A 15,489-nucleotide genomic window follows, 5' to 3' on the forward strand; every position below is an offset into this window, starting at 1 on the left:
TCCACCCTAGCCACCGGCGGGGCCGCGGGCGGACTCAGCGGGCCAGGTGGTGCTCCCGGCCGACCGACCAGGCCGTGTCCGCGGGGGCGGGGTCGACGCCCCAGGCGGACCACTCGTCCAGGCCGGCGAACCAGCGGGCCCCGCCCCGGCCGGCGACCACGAGGGCCGTGGCCAGCACGCCGGCGAGCCGTGCGTCCGGGCCGGCGACCGTCGCGGACCGGGCGCCCGCGGCGGGCCGTCCCGTGCGCGGGTCCACGACGTGCGCCGGGCGCTCGGCGGTGCTCGAGGTCGACACCGCGCCGTTGCCGGGCAGCACGGTCCAGGTCACCGCGTCGGCGTCGTCGGGGTGGCGGATGCCCACGGTCCAGGGCCTCCCGGGTCCGGCGGACCCGCGGGTCACGACGTCCCCGCCGGCCTCCACGCAGACGTTCGCGCACCCGACGCGGACGAGGTCGTCGGCGATCCACTCCGCGGCCCACGCCGTGACGTAGCCGGAGGGGTCGAAGCCGCCGCGCACGGCCCACGGGTCGAAGCAGCCGTCGGTCAGCTCCCGGGCCTCCCGGCAGCGCCGGAGCACGTCCAGGAGGGCGCCCTGGGCGGCGTCCCACCGGCTGAGCCGGCGCTCGTCGAGCAGACCGGAGCGGAGCGCCGTCACGAGCGAGTCGGGGCGGTAGGTGGAGAAGACGGCGTCGACCCACCGCATGTTGGCCACGGCCGTGTCCAGGGCGTGCTGCACGGCGGGCTCGGGGGGCAGCCCCTCCTCGCCGGCGCGGACGTCGACGGTCACGGTGGTGCCCCAGACGGGCTCCCGGTGGCGGTGCCACCGGCCCTCGGGGCGACGCAGCTCGACGGCGGGGGCGCTCACAGCCCGGCCCGCTCGAGGAGCTCCCGGCAGACCGTGCGGTAGCCCTTCACGGCAGGGGCGGCGCCGCTCACGACGTCGACGCGCGCCGGCCGCCTCGTGAGGATCTCCTCCTGGAGGACGGGTGCGGCGGGGTCGTCGAGCCGCTGCGGGGGGCGTGGGGGGAGAGATGTGCGGTCGATGACTTCGACTATAGGACCGGGGGTGGTGCCGGTCACTGGACTTTCGGGCAGAGTTCCGCGGCCGGGGACGCGGGACGGGCCCGCTCCTGCGCCGGCGCAGGAACGGGCCCGTCCACCGGTCCCGCTAGTCGGCGATCTCGATGACCTGCAGCGGCAGGTTCGTGCCGGTCCCGCAGAACTCCGCCTGGCACTCCTGGATGAACCCGGAGAGCACGGCCGGTCCCTCGTCGAAGGCCATGTTGAAGGCCACGGCCTGGTAGTCCAACTCGACCTCGCCGCCCTCGCAGACCCACTGCTGGAAGTAGCTGCCGTTGGCGATCCGCCCCTCGGAGACCCGCTGGGTCACGCTGAGGGAGACGAAGATGTTGCTCCCCGCCGTGCACGAGACCTTGTAGGTGCCCTCGACGGCCGCCCCCTCGGCGATCCGCGTGGCGTCGCTGATCTCGTAGATCTCCATCGCCTGCGCCGGTGCGGCGGCGACGAGACCGATTCCTGCCGCGAAGGCGGCGGCCGTGACTGCCCTGGTGGTTCTTCTCATGGTTCTGTCCCATCCGGTGGAGAAGCGAGAAGCGCTTCGCGACTGGTGCCGGCCCGCGGCGCATTCCCCCGAACGCCCCCGGGCCCCGTGTCTGGTACGACGTCACCAACGTAGGCGCAGGTCAGGGTGCATCGGCCACCGTGCGTGAAGATGACGGACACGATTCGGACACGGTGCCGGTGCCACTGCGGCCGCCGGACACCGGGCCGGACCGGGAGGCGCCGGACGGGGCGCCGCTCAGAACGCGTCGTCGATGGCCACCGGCCGACCGTGCCGGTCGTAGTAGTAGACCCCCTGCGTCTCCGGTGTCCCGTCGGCGGGGTCCTCCGGCGGCTCCGCCGGGAGATCGCCGCCGCCCCGGGCGCCGAGCGCGAGCGCACCGACGGACACGAGCAGCAGGAGCACCACCGTGAGCAGCGGCCCCAGGGGCACGGCGCGGACGAGGACGGCCAGGACCACGGTCAGCGCGAGGAGCAGGAGCAGGGCGCCCGTGGCCGCGGGCTCGAACGCGCGACCGGGGCGGTCGGCCCCCGGCTCGGCCGAGGACCGGCCGGAGAAGTCGGGCAGCTGGGGCAGCTCGGGAACGAGCGGAGTGGTCACGGCGGGCCTTTCGAGTGCGGCTCCCCCGGTGGAACGGTCCCGGCGGTGAGCGGCTCCGGGAGCGACCTCGACCGGAGTCCCCCCGGTCGCTCCTGCGGGAGTTGGTTCCATCCTGGACCTCCCGCGCGCTCCGGGCCTGCCCACTCTTGTGGGGCTGTCGGGCGCCGGGCGGCGCGATCCGGGGGACGGAGGGCCCGGACGGCCGCGGACGGTGCGCGGGCGGGTGCGGCCCGGCGGCCGGGGCCGGGCCGGCGGATCAGGGGCCGTGCACCGTCCGGGGCCGCCCGATCCGGGTCCGGACGCCCGGTGAGAACAGCACGGACTCGGGCGGGCCGTCGACGTCGAGACCGGCCGCGGCCAGCAGGCCGTCCTCGAGGTGCGCGACCGCCGCGGGGTGCAGCGGCCACGGCTCGTGCGAGACGGGGATGTGCACCGTGCGGCCGGCGAACCGGCTGTGCAGACCGAACCGCGCGGTGAGCTCCAGCGACAGCTCGTCGTCGGCGCGGGCAGCGCGGTCCGGGTGCACGGCGAAGGAGGACGTCGTCCGTCCGCGGCGCCGGACGACGTCGTACCCGTAAGCGGGATCCGCCCCGTCGGGGGCGGCGGCCCGGCACTGCGACCACACGTAGGGCAGGCCGGCCGCGCGGGCGCCGAGGACCACCGCGAGCCGCGGGGCGTCGAGGGACAGGAACACCACGGCGCGCGTGCCGTCCGGCTCGCGGGAGTAGAGGCGCACGTTGATCTCGGGGAAGCTTCCCCACCACGGCAGAGGCACCGCGGCGCCGAGCCTGATCCGCTCCATCCGGAAGCCGACGAGGCCCGCCCAGGCGGAGCCGTCGACCACGTCAGCCCGGACGCCCGGCGGCATCCGCGCCGCCGCGGCGGACACGGGGATCCGCCACTGCAGGAAGACGGCGTCCTCCCAGCGCTGGTCCATCAGGTGGGGGCGCGGCAACCCCGGCGCCGCCGGCCAGGGAGCCGCCGGATCAGCCGTCCTCCTGCTCGTCATCCTGTTCCATGGGCCCCTCGCCCTCCGTGGGGCTGATGGGCCCGGTCGTGTTCTCCTCCTCGGTGGCGTCCGTGGCCTCGTCCTCGGCGGTCTCCTCGCCTCCGGCGGGGGCCTCCTGCTCCGTGCCCTCCTCGCCGCCGGACCCGGGGTCGTCGCACCCCGCGAGTCCCAGGGCGGCGAAGGACAGGAACCCGATCGCCAGCGTCCTGCGCCACCAGCTCTCGCCCGCAGCTGCTGTCATGACCCCTCCTCCGTGGTTCTGCATGAGCATCAAAGGTAAGCACGCTTTCCAAACCGGTGCAACAGAGGGGACAGGATTGACGGAAGATGCTCAGCGGAAATCCAGGACGGCGCCGGTACGGTCGGGAACGGGACCGGCGCCTGCCGCCGGGGCGAACCGCCCGCGTCCCCGTCCGTCCGGGAACGAAAGGCGCACCGTGCGCACGAGCTGTCGAGGGGCCCGATCCGGCCGCGCCGCGGCGCTGGGCCTCGCCCTCGCCCTCCTCCTCGGCGCCTGCGGCGGGGACGGGGCCGTGCCGGCCGCCGCCCCGACGGCCGAGGCCGCCGCCGCGGGCCTGGCGGCGGACCTGGAGGAGCTCGCCGCCGAGGTGCCCGGGGAGCTCGGGGTCGTGCTGCTCGGCCCGGAGGGCGGGGAGGTCGTGGCCCGCAACGCGGACCGCCCGTTCACGAGCGCGAGCCTCTACAAGCTCTTCCTGGCCCATGCGGTCCTCGACCGGGCCGACCGGGGCGCCCTCGCCCTCTCGGACGTCGTGCCGGGACTGGGCCTCACGGTCGAGCAGGCCCTCGACGTGATGATCAGCTGGTCGGACAACGCCTCCGGTGCGGCACTGGGCCAATGGCTCGGGTGGGAGCAGGTCGAGGCCTTCGCGCACGGGCAGGGCTTCACGGCCACGACCTTCGACCCCGACACCGGTTCGCAGGACGTCGTCGCGATGACCACCACTCCCGCGGACGTCGCCGCCCTCCTGGAGCGGCTGCGCCGCGGTGAGCTGCTCTCCGGCTCCTCCACCGCCCTGCTCATGGGATTCCTCGAGGAGCAGCACTTCGACTACGCCCTCTCCTCGGGCTTCTCCCCGGACGTCGGCTTCGCGCACAAGACCGGCCTGCTGGTGGACGTCTCGCACGACGCCGGGATCGTCGAGCTCGGCGGGCACGACTACGTCGTCGCCGTCCTGACCGACGGGTGGTCCGACTACGAGGAGTCGGCGCCCTGGTTCGGGGACGCCGGGCGGGAGATCGAGGCGTACGTGCGGGAGGACACCGGCACCTCCCCCCGCCCGGCCGCGGCACCGTAGGCCGGGGGGCCCGGGCGGTCAGTCCGTCCCGGACCGCACCCGGAGCACCCGGCCCCGCCAGCGCCGCCGGACCCACCGGTCGTGCGTGGCCAGCACCACCGTGCCCGGGAAGTCCTCCAGGGCCCGCTCGAGCTCCTCGGTCAGGGCCAGCGACAGGTGGTTGGTGGGCTCGTCCAGGAGCAGCAGCGGGGCGGGCTCCGCGACCAGGGCCGCGAGCGCCACCCTCCGGCGCTGCCCGGGGGAGAGCTCCCCGAGGGGGCGGCGGGCGTCGCCGGCGCGCAGGAGGCCGAGCTCCTCCAGCGTCGGGGCGCCGCTGCCGTCCCGCAGCCGGGAGCGGAAGGCCGCCTCGGCCGAGCACGCCGGGTCCGGCCAGGAGTCGTCCTGGGCCAGGCGGCCGACGACGACGGGGCCCTGCCGCTCCACGGTCCCGCCGTCGGCGCGCAGCTCCCCCGCCAGCACGGCGAGCAGCGTCGACTTCCCGGTGCCGTTCGGGCCCTCGACCAGCAACCGGTCCCCGGCGCGCAGCTCGAGGTCGGTCGGCGCCAGTCGCCCGTCCACATGTGCCCCGGTGAGCCGGACCAGCGGGACGTCGGCGTCGGCCCCGGTGTCCGCGCCCCGGTGGAAGCCCGCGAAGCGCAGGGGCGCCGGCGGGGGGCCGACCGCGGTGCGCTCGAGCTCGGCCAGCCGGTGGCGGGCCGAGCGCACCCGGCCGCCGATGGTCTTGGCGGCGCGGTCGCTGTAGAACTTCCGGGTGATCCGCCCCTCGGACTTCGGGGCCGTGGTGTGGAAGATCTCCCGGCCGGAGACCTCGGCGATCTCCCGCAGCCGCTCCCGCTCCTGCCCCTGGGCGGCGAAGCGCTCGGCCCAGCGGCGGCGGGCGAGCTCCCGCTGCCGGAGGTAGGAGCTGTAGCCGCCCGTGGACGCCGTGCCCTGCCGGGGCGGGCCGCCGGCGGACTCGTCGGGGCCCAGGGCGGGGTCCAGGTCGACCACCCCGGTGGCCACCTCGTCCAGGAACCACCGGTCGTGGCTGGCCAGGAGCACCGGGCCCCGCCAGCCGGCCAGCTCGGCCGCGAGGAAGTCGACGGCGTCGTCGTCGAGGTGGTTCGTCGGCTCGTCGAGCAGCAGCGCCGTGGGCCGGGCGAGCAGCAGCGCCGCGAGCGCGAGGCGGCGCCGCTGCCCGCCGGACAGCTCCCCGACCGCCCGGCTCCTCGGCAGCCGGGCCAGTCCGAGCCCGCTCAGGACCGTCTCGATGCGGGCGTCGAGGGCCCACAGCCCGTGGCGCTCGGCGTCCCGGAGCACGGTGTCGTAGGCGTCCGCCGTCGCGGGGTCGTCGGGCGCCGCGGCGATGCCGGCGGCGAGCGCTGCCAGCCGGTGCTCCAGGGCGCGGACCTCTCGGACGGCTCGCTCGACGACCTGCTCCAGGGTGGTGGCGGCGGGGAGGTCGAGCTCCTGGTGGAGGAGTCCGGTGCGCTCGGGCCGGTGCACGGTGCCGGTGCCCGGCACCAGGAGCCCGGCCGCCACGTGCAGCAGGGTGGTCTTGCCGGCGCCGTTCTCCCCGATCAGGCCGGTGCGCTCACCGGCGGCGACGGTCAGGGACACGTCGGTGAGGACCCGGCGGCCGGGGTGGCTGACACCGATGCCGTCCAGGCGCAGGTGGGCGGGGCGGTGCGGGGCGGCGGTCGCCGCCAAGGGGGCGGTGGTGGTCACGGTGCGGTCCTGTCGATGCTGGGGGTCGGGCCCGCCGGGCGAGTGCGGCACCGGATGCGCGGAGCCCCCTGGGCTCGGATCGACGGTGCCGGCCGCGGACGCGGGCCGGGGCATCAGGACAGGAACATGGCCACCAAGGTACGCCCGGGCGGGCGCCACGGGCAAGGGTCCCGGCGGACCGCCGGCCGGCCGGCGGTCCGCGGTCGACTCCCTCGGCGGTCGGGCGTAGCCTGCGGACCATGGACTCCCAGGTGCAGCGGGCCGTGTTCAGCACCCGCGACCCGGCCGAGGGCATCGCGGTGCTCGACGAGGTCTTCGCCATCCGGGGCGTGCGCCGCTCCCCGGACGGCAGTTTCGACATGACCCTGGCCTCGACCGGGATCGACTTCGTCGCCTACGAGCGCGTCCGGCTGAAGGGCTCCTCGTGCACCGGCCGCACGGACGGCGCCGGCGTGCTGCGGGTGTGCCACGTGACGGCGGGCGTGCTGAGCGCCACCAGCGCCGGCGACCGCTTCCCCCGCACCGGGCCCTTCCTGTTCCCGCAGCGCACCTTCAGCAGCTGGTGGGACGACCTCGAGGCGACCACCGTGTCCCTGGACCCCGCCGCGGTGGAGGACCACGCCCGGCGGCTGCTGGGGAACGAGGGCTTCCGGCTGGAGTTCACGGGGACCCGCCCGGTGTCGCCGGCCATGACCCAGTACTGGCGCGGGACGGTCTCCCACTTCGCCCGCGACCTCCTGCCCGACTCCCGGGCGATGAGCAGCCCCCTGATCCGCTCCGAGGCCGCCCGCTCCCTCGCCACCGTCCTGCTGCACACCTTTCCCGGGAGCTTCCTGGACCGCAGCGGGACGGCCACCGGGCAGACCCGCCCGGCTCCGGCCGGAGTGCGGCGGGCGGTGGCCTTCATCGAGGAGCACGTGGCCGCGGACGTCGGACCGGCCGACATCGCCGCCGCCGCCCGGATGAGCGTGCGCGGTCTCCAGGCGGCTTTCCGCCGGGAGCTGGACACCACCCCGATGGCCTACCTGCGCGACGCCCGGCTCGACGCCGTCCACCGGGAGCTGCTGGCCGCCGACCCCACGACCGGCTCGACCGTGGAGGCGGTGGCCGCCCGCTGGGGCTTCGGCCACCGCGGCCGCTTCGCCGCCGCCTACCGGGACCGGCACGGCCAGGCCCCCGCCACCACCCTGCGGAGCTGACCGGGATGCCCCAGGAGACGGAGCGGGCGCCGGGGACGCCGATCCGCCTGCACACGGCGACCACCGACCCGGAGGTGGCGAACGAGGCGCTGCAGCAGATCTACACCAGTGCGCGCATGGGCACGATCACCGACGAGTCGTCCTTCCTGTACCGCCAGGACGTGCTGGGCGACGCCGACCTCCAACTGGGCCGGCTCACCTTCCGCGGCAGCATCGCCGGCCGGATGGTGCTCGACGACATGTTCTCGGTCGTCGTGCCCCGCGCCGGGGGCGTCGACTGGAGCATCGACGGCCGGAGGGGCAGCGGGCTCGGGGTGTTCCTGCTGCAGCCGGGCCAGGAGTACTGCGGCGAGGTGGACCAGCTGCTGGTCGACTCGGTCACCATCGACCGGTCCACGCTGCGGGAGACCGCCCGGACGGTCCACGGGGACGAGACCCTCGAGGTCGCCTTCCACGGACCCCGCCCGCACTCCCCCGCCCGGGAGAGGCACTGGAGGAGCACCTTCGCGTTCGCGCAGCAGGTCCTGGCCGACCCCGAGGTCGCCTCCCTCCCCCTGCTGCGCGCGGATCTGCGGCGGCGGATGTCGGTGGCGACCCTGGAGGCGTTCGCCTTCGCCGGGGAGCCCGTGGCCCGGCGCGCGTCGGCCGCCGGGCAGCAGACGGCCTACCGGGACGCGGTCGAGTTCCTGCACGCCGCCGCGTCCTCGCCGATCACGGTCGAGGACGTCGCCCGCCACGCGGGGGTGAGCACCGTGGAGCTCGTCCGGGCCTTCCGCTCCCACGCCGGGACCACGCCGGGGGCCTATCTGCGCGAGCTGCGGCTGGTGGCCGCCCACGACGACCTGGTGCAGGGCGACCCGGCCCGCGGCGACACCGTGCGCGGCATCGCCCGGCGCTGGGGCATGAACCACCCCGGCGACTTCGCGCGCCGCCACCGGCAGGCCTACGGCGAGAACCCGGCCGCCACCCTGCGCCGTTAGAGCAGCGGCCAGGGGATCCGGCGGCCGGTGACGTCGACCGGCAGGACCGCCTCGTCGAGGAGCCGGCGCACCCGCCGCCGCAGCGCGGCCACCTCCTCGGCGTCGAGGAGCTCGGCGAGCTCGGCGGGGACGTCGTCGGCCAGCGGGGCGATGTCCCGGAGCAGGTCCTCGGGCACGGGCTCGCCGGAGAAGTCCCAGACGACCGTCCGCAGCTTGAACGCCGCCGCGAAGCACAGACCGTGGTCGATCCCCCAGACCCGGCCGTCGGCGCCCCGCAGCACGTGGCCGCCCTTGCGGTCGGCGTTGTTGGCCACGAGGTCGAACAGCGCGATCCGGCGCAGGGCGTCGTGGGTGTCGGGGGCGGTGTCGTAGAGGGTGAAGTAGTGCTGCCGGGGGTCGTGCTCCACGAACCGCTGCAGGGACCCCGTGCCGAACGGGCCGTCCTGGCGCAGGACGGTGGGCGGGACGATGCCCCAGCCCAGGAACTCGCTCAGCACGTACGCGGCGCGCTCCCGCCGATGCAGGCCGGGGCGGAAGTCGAGCAGCGGCCGCTCGCCCTCGAGCGGCTTGTAGATCCCCCAGGCCGTCTCCTCCTCGAGCGTGACCTCGACGAGCAGCGCCGAGTTGCTGCTCTCCCGGATCAGTCCGAGGAGCTCCAACCGGCCCTCCGCCAGGAGCACGAGCTCGCCCATCAGCGTCCGCTCACGACACCCTCAGGCCGGCCAGCGGCTCGTCCGTGGAGTTCACGGTGAGCACGACCGGGGCCTGCCCCGGCGCGTACGAGATCGCCGAGACGGAGCACGGGCTGACCACGATGCGCTGGAACAGGTCCAGGTGCGTGCCCAGGGCGTGGGCGAGGGCCGCCTTGATGGGGTCGGCGTGCGAGAAGCAGACCACCACCCCGCCCTCGTGGGCGGCGCGCACCCGGTCCACGGCGCCCACGGTGCGCGCCTGCATCTCGGGGAAGCTCTCGCCGCCGGGGAAGCGGAAGGTCGAGGGCGCCCGCTGGACGGTCGACCACGCCTTGAGCCGGGAGAGGCGGGAGAGCTCCTCGCCCGTCCACTCCCCGAAGTCGCACTCGAGCAGTCCCGGCTCCACGACGGCCTCCCGGCCGGTCCGGGCCGCGGTCGGCGCCGCGGTCTCGCGCGTGCGCTCGAGCGGTGAGGTGTACACGGCGTCGACGCGCACGCCCGCGAGCCGCTCCGCCACCCGGTCCGCCTGGGCCCGGCCGCGCTCGGACAGGTGCAGGCCGGGGGCCCGCCCCGGCAGGACCTTGCCCGTGGTGGGGGTCTCCCCGTGCCGCACGAGCAGGACGAGGGTGCTCCGTGGTGCCTTGCGAGTGACCATGATGCACCAGCGTACTGGCGGGGACTCCGGGGCCACAGGGCCCCGCGCCCGTCGTCGTCGGGCGCCGCCTGCGACGACGCCGGACCCGGCCCGCGGGCGCCCCCTTGACGCCGGGGTTAGGTTGGCGCTGTGACTGATCGCACCGATCACCCTGACATCCGCGCGCTCGGCGAGCTCCGCGCCGCCGGCGTCACCCACCGGACGCTGCGCGAGGAGATCCGCGAGAACCTCCTGCGCACGCTGGCCGAGGGCGGTGACCCCTGGCCTGGCCTGCACGGGCTCGGGCGCACGGTCCTGCCGCAGCTCGAGCGGGCCCTGCTCGCCGGCCACGACGTGGTGCTGCTGGGCGAGCGCGGCCAGGGCAAGACCCGCCTGCTGCGCACCCTCGCCGGGCTGCTCGACGAGTGGTCCCCCGCCATCGAGGGGTCGGAGCTCAACGAGCACCCCCTGGAGCCGCTGACCGAGGCGTCGCGCCGCCGGATTCTGCTCGAGGGCGACGAGCTGCCCGTGGTCTGGCGGCACCGGTCGGAGCGCTACGTCGAGAAGCTCGCCACCCCGGACACGTCCGTGGCGGACCTCATCGGGGACGTGGACCCGATGCGCGTGGCCGAGGGCCGGCGGCTCGGGGACCCGGAGACCATCCACTACGGGCTCGTGCCCCGCTCGCACCGCGGGATCGTGGCGATCAACGAGCTGCCCGACCTGGCCGAGCGCATCCAGGTGGCCATGCTCAACGTGATGGAGGAGCGGGACATCCAGATCCGCGGCTACGTCCTGCGGCTGCCGCTGGACGTGCTCGTGGTGGCCACGGCCAACCCCGAGGACTACACGAACCGAGGCCGGATCATCACGCCGCTCAAGGACCGGTTCGGCGCCGAGATCCGCACCCACTACCCGCTCGAGCTGGAGGACGAGATCGCCGTGATCCGCCAGGAGGCCGAGCTGATCGCCGAGGTCCCGGACACGATCCTGGAGACCCTGGCCCGGTTCACCCGCCTGCTGCGGGAGTCCTCCGCGGTGGACCAGCGCTCGGGGGTGTCGGCGCGCTTCGCCATCGCCGGCGCGGAGACGGTCGCGGCCGCGGCGCTGCGCCGCGCCACGATCCGCGGCGAGGCGGAGGCGGTCGCGCGGATGGTGGACATGGAGACGGCCACCGACGTCCTGGCCGGCAAGATCGAGTTCGAGTCCGGCGAGGAGGGCCGCGAGCGCGCGATCCTCGACCACCTGCTCCGCCGGGCCACCGCCGAGACCGTCCGCGGCCGCTTCCGCGGTCTCGACCTCGGACCGGTCGTGGAGGCCTTCGACGGCCGCACGACCGTGTCCACCGGCGACGACGTCTCCGCCCAGGACTTCCTCGCCGGGCTGCCCGAGCTGACGGCCTCCGACGACGACGGGGCCGCGACCGCCTACGACGAGATTGCCGCACGCCTCGGCGCGAGCACGCCGGGCCAGCGCGCCAGCGCGATCGAGCTGGCGCTGGAGGGGCTCTACCTCGCCCAGAAGATCTCCAAGGACGCCGACGAGGCCGGCACCGTCTACGGCTGACCGCACGGCCGGCACCAGGACCCGCACCGGGTTCCGCACCGGGACACAGAGAAGACACAGAGAAGACACAGAGGGGGCGTCATGCCCGCACACCACCGGTCCTCGAGGTACGGCCGGTACACCGGAGGACCCGATCCGCTGGCCCCGCCGGTGGACCTCTCCGAGGCGCTCGAGGCCGTCTCCGAGGACGTCATGGCCGGGTACTCGCCGGAGCACGCGCTGCGCGAGTTCCTCCGGCGGGGCGGCCGCGGCCGCGACGGCCTGGACGACCTGTCCCGGCGCCTGCAGCAGCACCGGCGCGAGCTGCTGAAGCGCCACGGCCTGGGCGGCACGCTCGAGGAGGCGAAGAAGCTGCTGGACAAGGCGCTGCGCCTGGAGCGCGAGCAGTTCCTGCGGGACGCCCGGATGGACCCGATGGACCGCTCCTTCCGGGAGATGCAGCTCGACGGCCTGCCGAGCTCCACGGCCGCCGCCGTCAGCGAGCTCGCGTCCTACGACTGGCAGTCCGAGTCCGCCCGGGTGGCCTACGAGCAGATCAAGGACCTCCTCGGCCGCGAGCTGCTCGACCAGCGCTTCGCCGGGATGAAGCAGGCCCTGGAGAACGCCACGGACGCCGACCGGGAGGCCGTGGCCGAGATGCTCCGGGACCTCAACGAGCTGCTCGAGAAGCACGGACGGGGCGAGGACACCGAGGAGGACTTCCAGGACTTCATGGCGAAGCACGGGGACCACTTCCCCGAGAACCCGCAGTCGGTCGACGAGCTGATCGACGCCCTGGCCCAGCGCGCCGCCGCGGCCCAGCGGATGCTCAACTCCATGTCCCCCGAGCAGCGCCAGGAGCTGATGCAGCTCTCCGCCCAGGCGTTCGGCTCCCCGGAGCTGATGGACCAGCTCGGCCGGCTCGACGCCAACCTGCAGGGGCTGCGCCCCGGCGAGGACTGGGGCGGGTCGGAGGGCTTCGAGGGCCAGGACGGCCTGGGCCTCGGCGACGGGACGGGCGTGCTCCAGGACATCGCCGAGCTCGACTCCCTCGCCGAGCAGCTGGCGCAGCACCACCGGGGCGCCAACCTGGACGACATGGACCTCGACGCGCTCGCGCGGCAGCTGGGCGAGGACGCCGCGGTCTCGGCCCGGACCCTCGCCGAGCTGGAGCGGGCGATGCGGGACAGCGGCTACCTGCAGCGCGGCGCCGACGGGGACCTGCGGCTCTCGCCCCGCGCCGTGCGCCGGATCGGGAAGGCGCTGATGCGGGACGCCGCGCAGAACCTGTCCTCCCGGACCGGTCAGCGCGACACCCGCCTCGCCGGTGCGGCCGGCGAGGCCTCCGGCGCCACCCGGGAGTGGCAGTTCGGGGACGCCGAGCCGTGGGACACCACCCGCACCATCACCAACGCGATCCGGCGCACCGCCGCCGAGGGCGGCGACGTCCGGCGCGGGCTGCGCCTCGACGTCCGCGACATCGAGGTCGCCGAGACCGAGGCGCGCACGCAGGCCGCCGTCGTCCTCCTCGTGGACACCTCGTTCTCCATGGCCGCCGAGGGGCGCTGGGTGCCCATGAAGCGCACGGCGCTCGCGCTGCACCACCTCGTCTCCACCCGGTTCCGGGGGGACCAGCTGCAGATCGTCGCGTTCGGCCGCTACGCCCGCGCCCTGCCGGTCGACGAGCTCACGGGGCTGCCGCCGGTGCGGGAGCAGGGCACCAACCTGCACCACGCCCTGTTGCTCGCCACGCGGTTCTTCCGCAAGCACCCCTCGATGCAGCCCGTCCTGCTCGTGGTCACCGACGGGGAGCCCACGGCGCACCTGCTGCCCGACGGCGAGAGCTGGTTCTCCTGGCCCACGGAGCCGGAGACCCTGCGCGCCACGGTCGAGGAGCTCGACCGGCTGGGACGCATGGGGGCCCAGGCGACGTTCTTCCGGCTCGGCGACGACCCGGGGCTGGAGCGGTTCCTGCGGCGGATGGCCGAGCGGATCGACGGGCGCGTGGTGGCGCCGGACCCGGGGGACCTGGGCTCCGCCGTCCTGGACGAGTACCTCAACGCCCGCGCCGGGGACCCCGACGACCTCTGAGCGGACTCCTGGCTCGCCCGGTCAGCGGGCCGCGGTGGAGCCCCCGTCGGCCGGCGGGGTGGGGTCGGACGGGCCGGACGGTCCCGCACCCTCCTCCGCCGAGGTCGCCGCCGAGGAGTGCTTCCCGTGGTGCTCCTCCTGCGCCTCGTGGGCGCCGTGGGCGGCGTGCTCGGCCTCGTGCTCGCCCTTGCCGAAGGGCAGCAGCTCCCAGACCAGCACCAGGACCGCGCCCCAGGCCAGGCCCAGGACGGCGGAGAAGAAGGTGTTCGTGAGCCAGGCGAGCGCCGCGCCGAGACCGCCGGGGACGGCGTCGTGCACGAGCACCTCCACGTGGTGGACCGCCTCGTACGGGGCGTGCCAGCCCAGGTCGTCGAGGCCGACGAGGACGATGTGCCCGCCCACCCAGATCATGGCGGCGGTGCCCACGACCGAGATGACCGTGAGCAGCCCGGGCATGCCCTTCACCAGGCCGTGGCCGATCTTCTGCGTGGTCGGGGAGGACCGTCCGGCCAGGTGCAGGCCGAAGTCGTCCATCCGGATGATCAGCGCCACCACCCCGTAGACCAGGACGGTGATGCCGATGGCCACGACCACCAGGATGGCCGCCCGCGAGAGCAGGGGCTCGCCGGCCACCTCGTTGAGGGAGATGACCATGATCTCGGCCGAGAGGATCAGGTCGGTGCGCACCGCGCCCCCGACCATCGTGTCCTCCGCGTCCTTGCCCTTCTCGACCACGGGGGTCTTGGTCTTGGCCCCGTGGCCCGAGATCTTCGACCAGATCTTCTCGGCCCCCTCGAAGCACAGGTAGCTGCCGCCGAGCATGAGGATCGGGGTGAGCAGCCACGGCGCGAACTGGCTCAGCAGCAGGATGACCGGGAGGATGAAGATGAGCTTGTTGCGCAGCGAGCCCTTGGTGATGCGCCAGATGATGGGCAGCTCGCGGGCCGGGGAGACGTCCCGGACGTACTGCGGGGTCACGGCGGTGTCGTCGACGACGACACCGGCGGCCTTCATGCTCGCCCGGCCCGCCGCCGCGCCGATGTCGTCCACGGAGGCGGCGGTGACGCGGGCGATGGCGGCGACGTCGTCCAGCAGGGCCATCAGACCGCCGCTCATCGGAGGATCTCCGGCGCGGTCTCAACAGGGGCGGGCGGAGCCGCGGTGGTGATCAGCATGATGACAGAGTAGGGCCTCGGACGCCCGGATGCTCCCGCGCGGGACGAACAGGCACCGATGTCCTGCCGTTCCGCGGAGCCGGTGGTGTTGCGCCCGGCGCCGGGGGGCGCTCCGGCACCGGACCGTCCAGCACCGACCAGGAAGCACCGACCAGGAGGCACCCCGCATGGACCCCGTTCACCCTGCCGCCGGACCGGCGGGGGCGCGACCGCCCGCGCCGTCGCCCGCTCCGCACGTCGTCGTCCTCCCCGGCGGCGGGTACGCCCGGCACGCGGACCACGAGGGCGAGCCCGTGGCCGAGTGGCTCCGCGGCCTCGGCCTCTCCGCCGGCGTCCTCCGCTATCCCGTGCACGTCAGGCACCCCGCCCCCGTGGACGCGGTGCGCGCCGAGGTGCGCCGGGTCAGGGCGGCCGGAGCCGGGCGGGTCGTCCTGCTGGGGTTCTCCGCCGGCGGGCACCTGGCCGGGCACGCCGCGCTCACCGCACCGGCCTCGGGGCCCGAGCGGGTCGACGCCGTGGTCCTGGGCTACCCGGTGGTGTCCATGCAGCTCGACACGCACCGGGGGTCGCAGGAGGAGCTCCTGGGCCCGGGGCCCTCCGCCGAGGTGCGGGCGGCCACGTCCCTCGACCGGATGGTGACCCGGGCCGCGCCGCCCTTCTTCGTGTGGCACACCGCCGACGACGCGTCCGTGCCGGTGCAGCACTCCTACCTGCTGGCCCAGGCGCTGGCGCACCGGGGCGTGCCGCACGCCCTCCACGTCTTTCCCCGCGGACCGCACGGTCTCGGACTGGCCGACGGCACCGGTGCGCCCGCGGCCTGGCCGGCGCTGTGCGCCGCGTGGCTGGCCGGCCTGGCGGAGGACGTCACGCCGCCCGCCGCCCGGTGAGGACCGCCGGCCGACGACGCATCCTCGAGCAGGTCCACCCGCCCGAGGTCCGGCCGCCGCCCCTCCGGTCCG

The 15,489-nt window shown here is 75.3% G+C and carries 16 protein-coding genes; 6 read left to right on the plus strand and 10 right to left on the minus strand.

What is annotated here, in order from left to right:
- Positions 1-34: 34 nt before the first annotated feature.
- The 6 genes from RF644_RS04315 to RF644_RS04340 all read right to left on the minus strand — a co-directional run bounded on the left by RF644_RS04315 (position 35) and on the right by RF644_RS04340 (position 3,432).
- The gene (locus RF644_RS04315) at positions 35-865 is read right to left on the minus strand and encodes an FAD:protein FMN transferase (RefSeq protein ID WP_368795548.1); all 831 of its coding nucleotides are present in this window, start codon (positions 863-865) and stop codon (positions 35-37) included.
- Entirely contained in the window at positions 862-1,080 is a 219-nt protein-coding gene (locus RF644_RS04320) for a hypothetical protein (protein ID WP_368795549.1), read from the minus strand. The genes RF644_RS04315 and RF644_RS04320 overlap by 4 nt, the downstream gene beginning before the upstream one ends.
- An 88-nt stretch (positions 1,081-1,168) precedes the next feature.
- Positions 1,169-1,582 carry a hypothetical protein gene (locus RF644_RS04325; protein ID WP_126349613.1) on the minus strand — a complete coding sequence of 138 codons (414 nt, stop codon included), beginning with the start codon at positions 1,580-1,582 and terminating at the stop codon, positions 1,169-1,171.
- Between the two features lie 237 nt (positions 1,583-1,819).
- Positions 1,820-2,182: a hypothetical protein gene (locus tag RF644_RS04330; protein WP_368795550.1), complete on the minus strand. Its 363-nt coding sequence runs from the start codon at positions 2,180-2,182 to the stop codon at positions 1,820-1,822.
- Positions 2,183-2,438: 256 nt separating this feature from the next.
- Positions 2,439-3,119 (minus strand): YqjF family protein, encoded by a 681-nt coding sequence (locus tag RF644_RS04335; RefSeq protein WP_368795799.1) that lies wholly within the window; start codon positions 3,117-3,119, stop codon positions 2,439-2,441.
- 49 nt (positions 3,120-3,168) lie between these two features.
- Entirely contained in the window at positions 3,169-3,432 is a 264-nt protein-coding gene (locus RF644_RS04340; RefSeq protein ID WP_017835020.1) for a hypothetical protein, read from the minus strand.
- A 196-nt stretch (positions 3,433-3,628) separates the two neighbouring features.
- Here RF644_RS04340 and RF644_RS04345 point away from each other — a divergent pair, with 196 nt between their 5' ends.
- Entirely contained in the window at positions 3,629-4,507 is an 879-nt protein-coding gene (locus RF644_RS04345; RefSeq protein WP_368795551.1) for a serine hydrolase, read from the plus strand.
- 18 nt (positions 4,508-4,525) lie between these two features.
- Here RF644_RS04345 and RF644_RS04350 read toward each other — a convergent pair whose 3' ends face one another.
- Positions 4,526-6,214 (minus strand): ABC-F family ATP-binding cassette domain-containing protein, encoded by a 1,689-nt coding sequence (locus tag RF644_RS04350; RefSeq protein ID WP_368795552.1) that lies wholly within the window; start codon positions 6,212-6,214, stop codon positions 4,526-4,528.
- A 239-nt stretch (positions 6,215-6,453) separates the two neighbouring features.
- On the opposite strand from RF644_RS04350, the gene RF644_RS04355 reads away from it, so the two are divergent.
- Positions 6,454-7,413, plus strand: a complete 960-nt coding sequence (locus RF644_RS04355; RefSeq protein ID WP_336650484.1) for a helix-turn-helix domain-containing protein — start codon at positions 6,454-6,456, stop codon at positions 7,411-7,413.
- Between the two features lie 5 nt (positions 7,414-7,418).
- Entirely contained in the window at positions 7,419-8,393 is a 975-nt protein-coding gene (locus RF644_RS04360; RefSeq protein WP_368795553.1) for a helix-turn-helix domain-containing protein, read from the plus strand.
- Here the strand turns inward: RF644_RS04360 and RF644_RS04365 are convergent.
- Complete coding sequence (locus RF644_RS04365; RefSeq protein WP_368795554.1) at positions 8,390-9,085, minus strand: SCO1664 family protein; 696 nt, start codon at positions 9,083-9,085, stop codon at positions 8,390-8,392. The two genes, RF644_RS04360 and RF644_RS04365, sit on opposite strands and share 4 nt — an antisense overlap.
- A 10-nt stretch (positions 9,086-9,095) precedes the next feature.
- Entirely contained in the window at positions 9,096-9,740 is a 645-nt protein-coding gene (locus tag RF644_RS04370) for an MSMEG_4193 family putative phosphomutase (RefSeq protein WP_368795555.1), read from the minus strand.
- Positions 9,741-9,869: 129 nt separating this feature from the next.
- Between RF644_RS04370 and RF644_RS04375 the strand changes: the two genes are divergently transcribed.
- Together RF644_RS04375 and RF644_RS04380 are read left to right on the plus strand one after the other, a co-directional pair.
- Positions 9,870-11,285, plus strand: coding sequence for a sigma 54-interacting transcriptional regulator (locus RF644_RS04375; protein ID WP_368795556.1), 1,416 nt, complete (start codon positions 9,870-9,872; stop codon positions 11,283-11,285).
- An 81-nt stretch (positions 11,286-11,366) separates the two neighbouring features.
- Positions 11,367-13,355: a VWA domain-containing protein gene (locus RF644_RS04380; protein WP_368795557.1), complete on the plus strand. Its 1,989-nt coding sequence runs from the start codon at positions 11,367-11,369 to the stop codon at positions 13,353-13,355.
- 21 nt (positions 13,356-13,376) lie between these two features.
- Here the strand turns inward: RF644_RS04380 and RF644_RS04385 are convergent, their stop codons facing one another.
- A complete protein-coding gene (locus RF644_RS04385; RefSeq protein WP_368795558.1) occupies positions 13,377-14,471 on the minus strand; it encodes a DUF808 domain-containing protein in 1,095 nt (364 codons plus the stop codon).
- A 226-nt stretch (positions 14,472-14,697) separates the two neighbouring features.
- On the opposite strand from RF644_RS04385, the gene RF644_RS04390 reads away from it, so the two are divergent.
- Complete coding sequence (locus RF644_RS04390; RefSeq protein WP_368795559.1) at positions 14,698-15,417, plus strand: alpha/beta hydrolase; 720 nt, start codon at positions 14,698-14,700, stop codon at positions 15,415-15,417.
- Positions 15,418-15,489 lie beyond the last annotated feature (72 nt).

It is taken from the genome of Kocuria sp. CPCC 205258, from assembly GCF_040981005.1.
Classification (GTDB): Bacteria; Actinomycetota; Actinomycetes; order Actinomycetales; family Micrococcaceae; genus Kocuria; species Kocuria rosea.

Excerpts from the sequence above, each read along its gene's own strand:
- RF644_RS04390 (WP_368795559.1), top strand. The coding sequence starts at position 14,698 with ATGGACCCCGTTCACCCTGCCGCCGGACCGGCGGGGGCGCGACCGCCC.
- RF644_RS04385 (WP_368795558.1), bottom strand. The coding sequence starts at position 14,471 with ATGAGCGGCGGTCTGATGGCCCTGCTGGACGACGTCGCCGCCATCGCC.
- RF644_RS04380 (WP_368795557.1), top strand. The coding sequence starts at position 11,367 with ATGCCCGCACACCACCGGTCCTCGAGGTACGGCCGGTACACCGGAGGA.
- RF644_RS04335 (WP_368795799.1), bottom strand. The coding sequence starts at position 3,119 with ATGGACCAGCGCTGGGAGGACGCCGTCTTCCTGCAGTGGCGGATCCCC.
- RF644_RS04325 (WP_126349613.1), bottom strand. The coding sequence starts at position 1,582 with ATGAGAAGAACCACCAGGGCAGTCACGGCCGCCGCCTTCGCGGCAGGA.
- RF644_RS04340 (WP_017835020.1), bottom strand. The coding sequence starts at position 3,432 with ATGACAGCAGCTGCGGGCGAGAGCTGGTGGCGCAGGACGCTGGCGATC.
- RF644_RS04355 (WP_336650484.1), top strand. The coding sequence starts at position 6,454 with ATGGACTCCCAGGTGCAGCGGGCCGTGTTCAGCACCCGCGACCCGGCC.
- RF644_RS04365 (WP_368795554.1), bottom strand. The coding sequence starts at position 9,085 with ATGGGCGAGCTCGTGCTCCTGGCGGAGGGCCGGTTGGAGCTCCTCGGA.
- RF644_RS04370 (WP_368795555.1), bottom strand. The coding sequence starts at position 9,740 with ATGGTCACTCGCAAGGCACCACGGAGCACCCTCGTCCTGCTCGTGCGG.
- RF644_RS04360 (WP_368795553.1), top strand. The coding sequence starts at position 7,419 with ATGCCCCAGGAGACGGAGCGGGCGCCGGGGACGCCGATCCGCCTGCAC.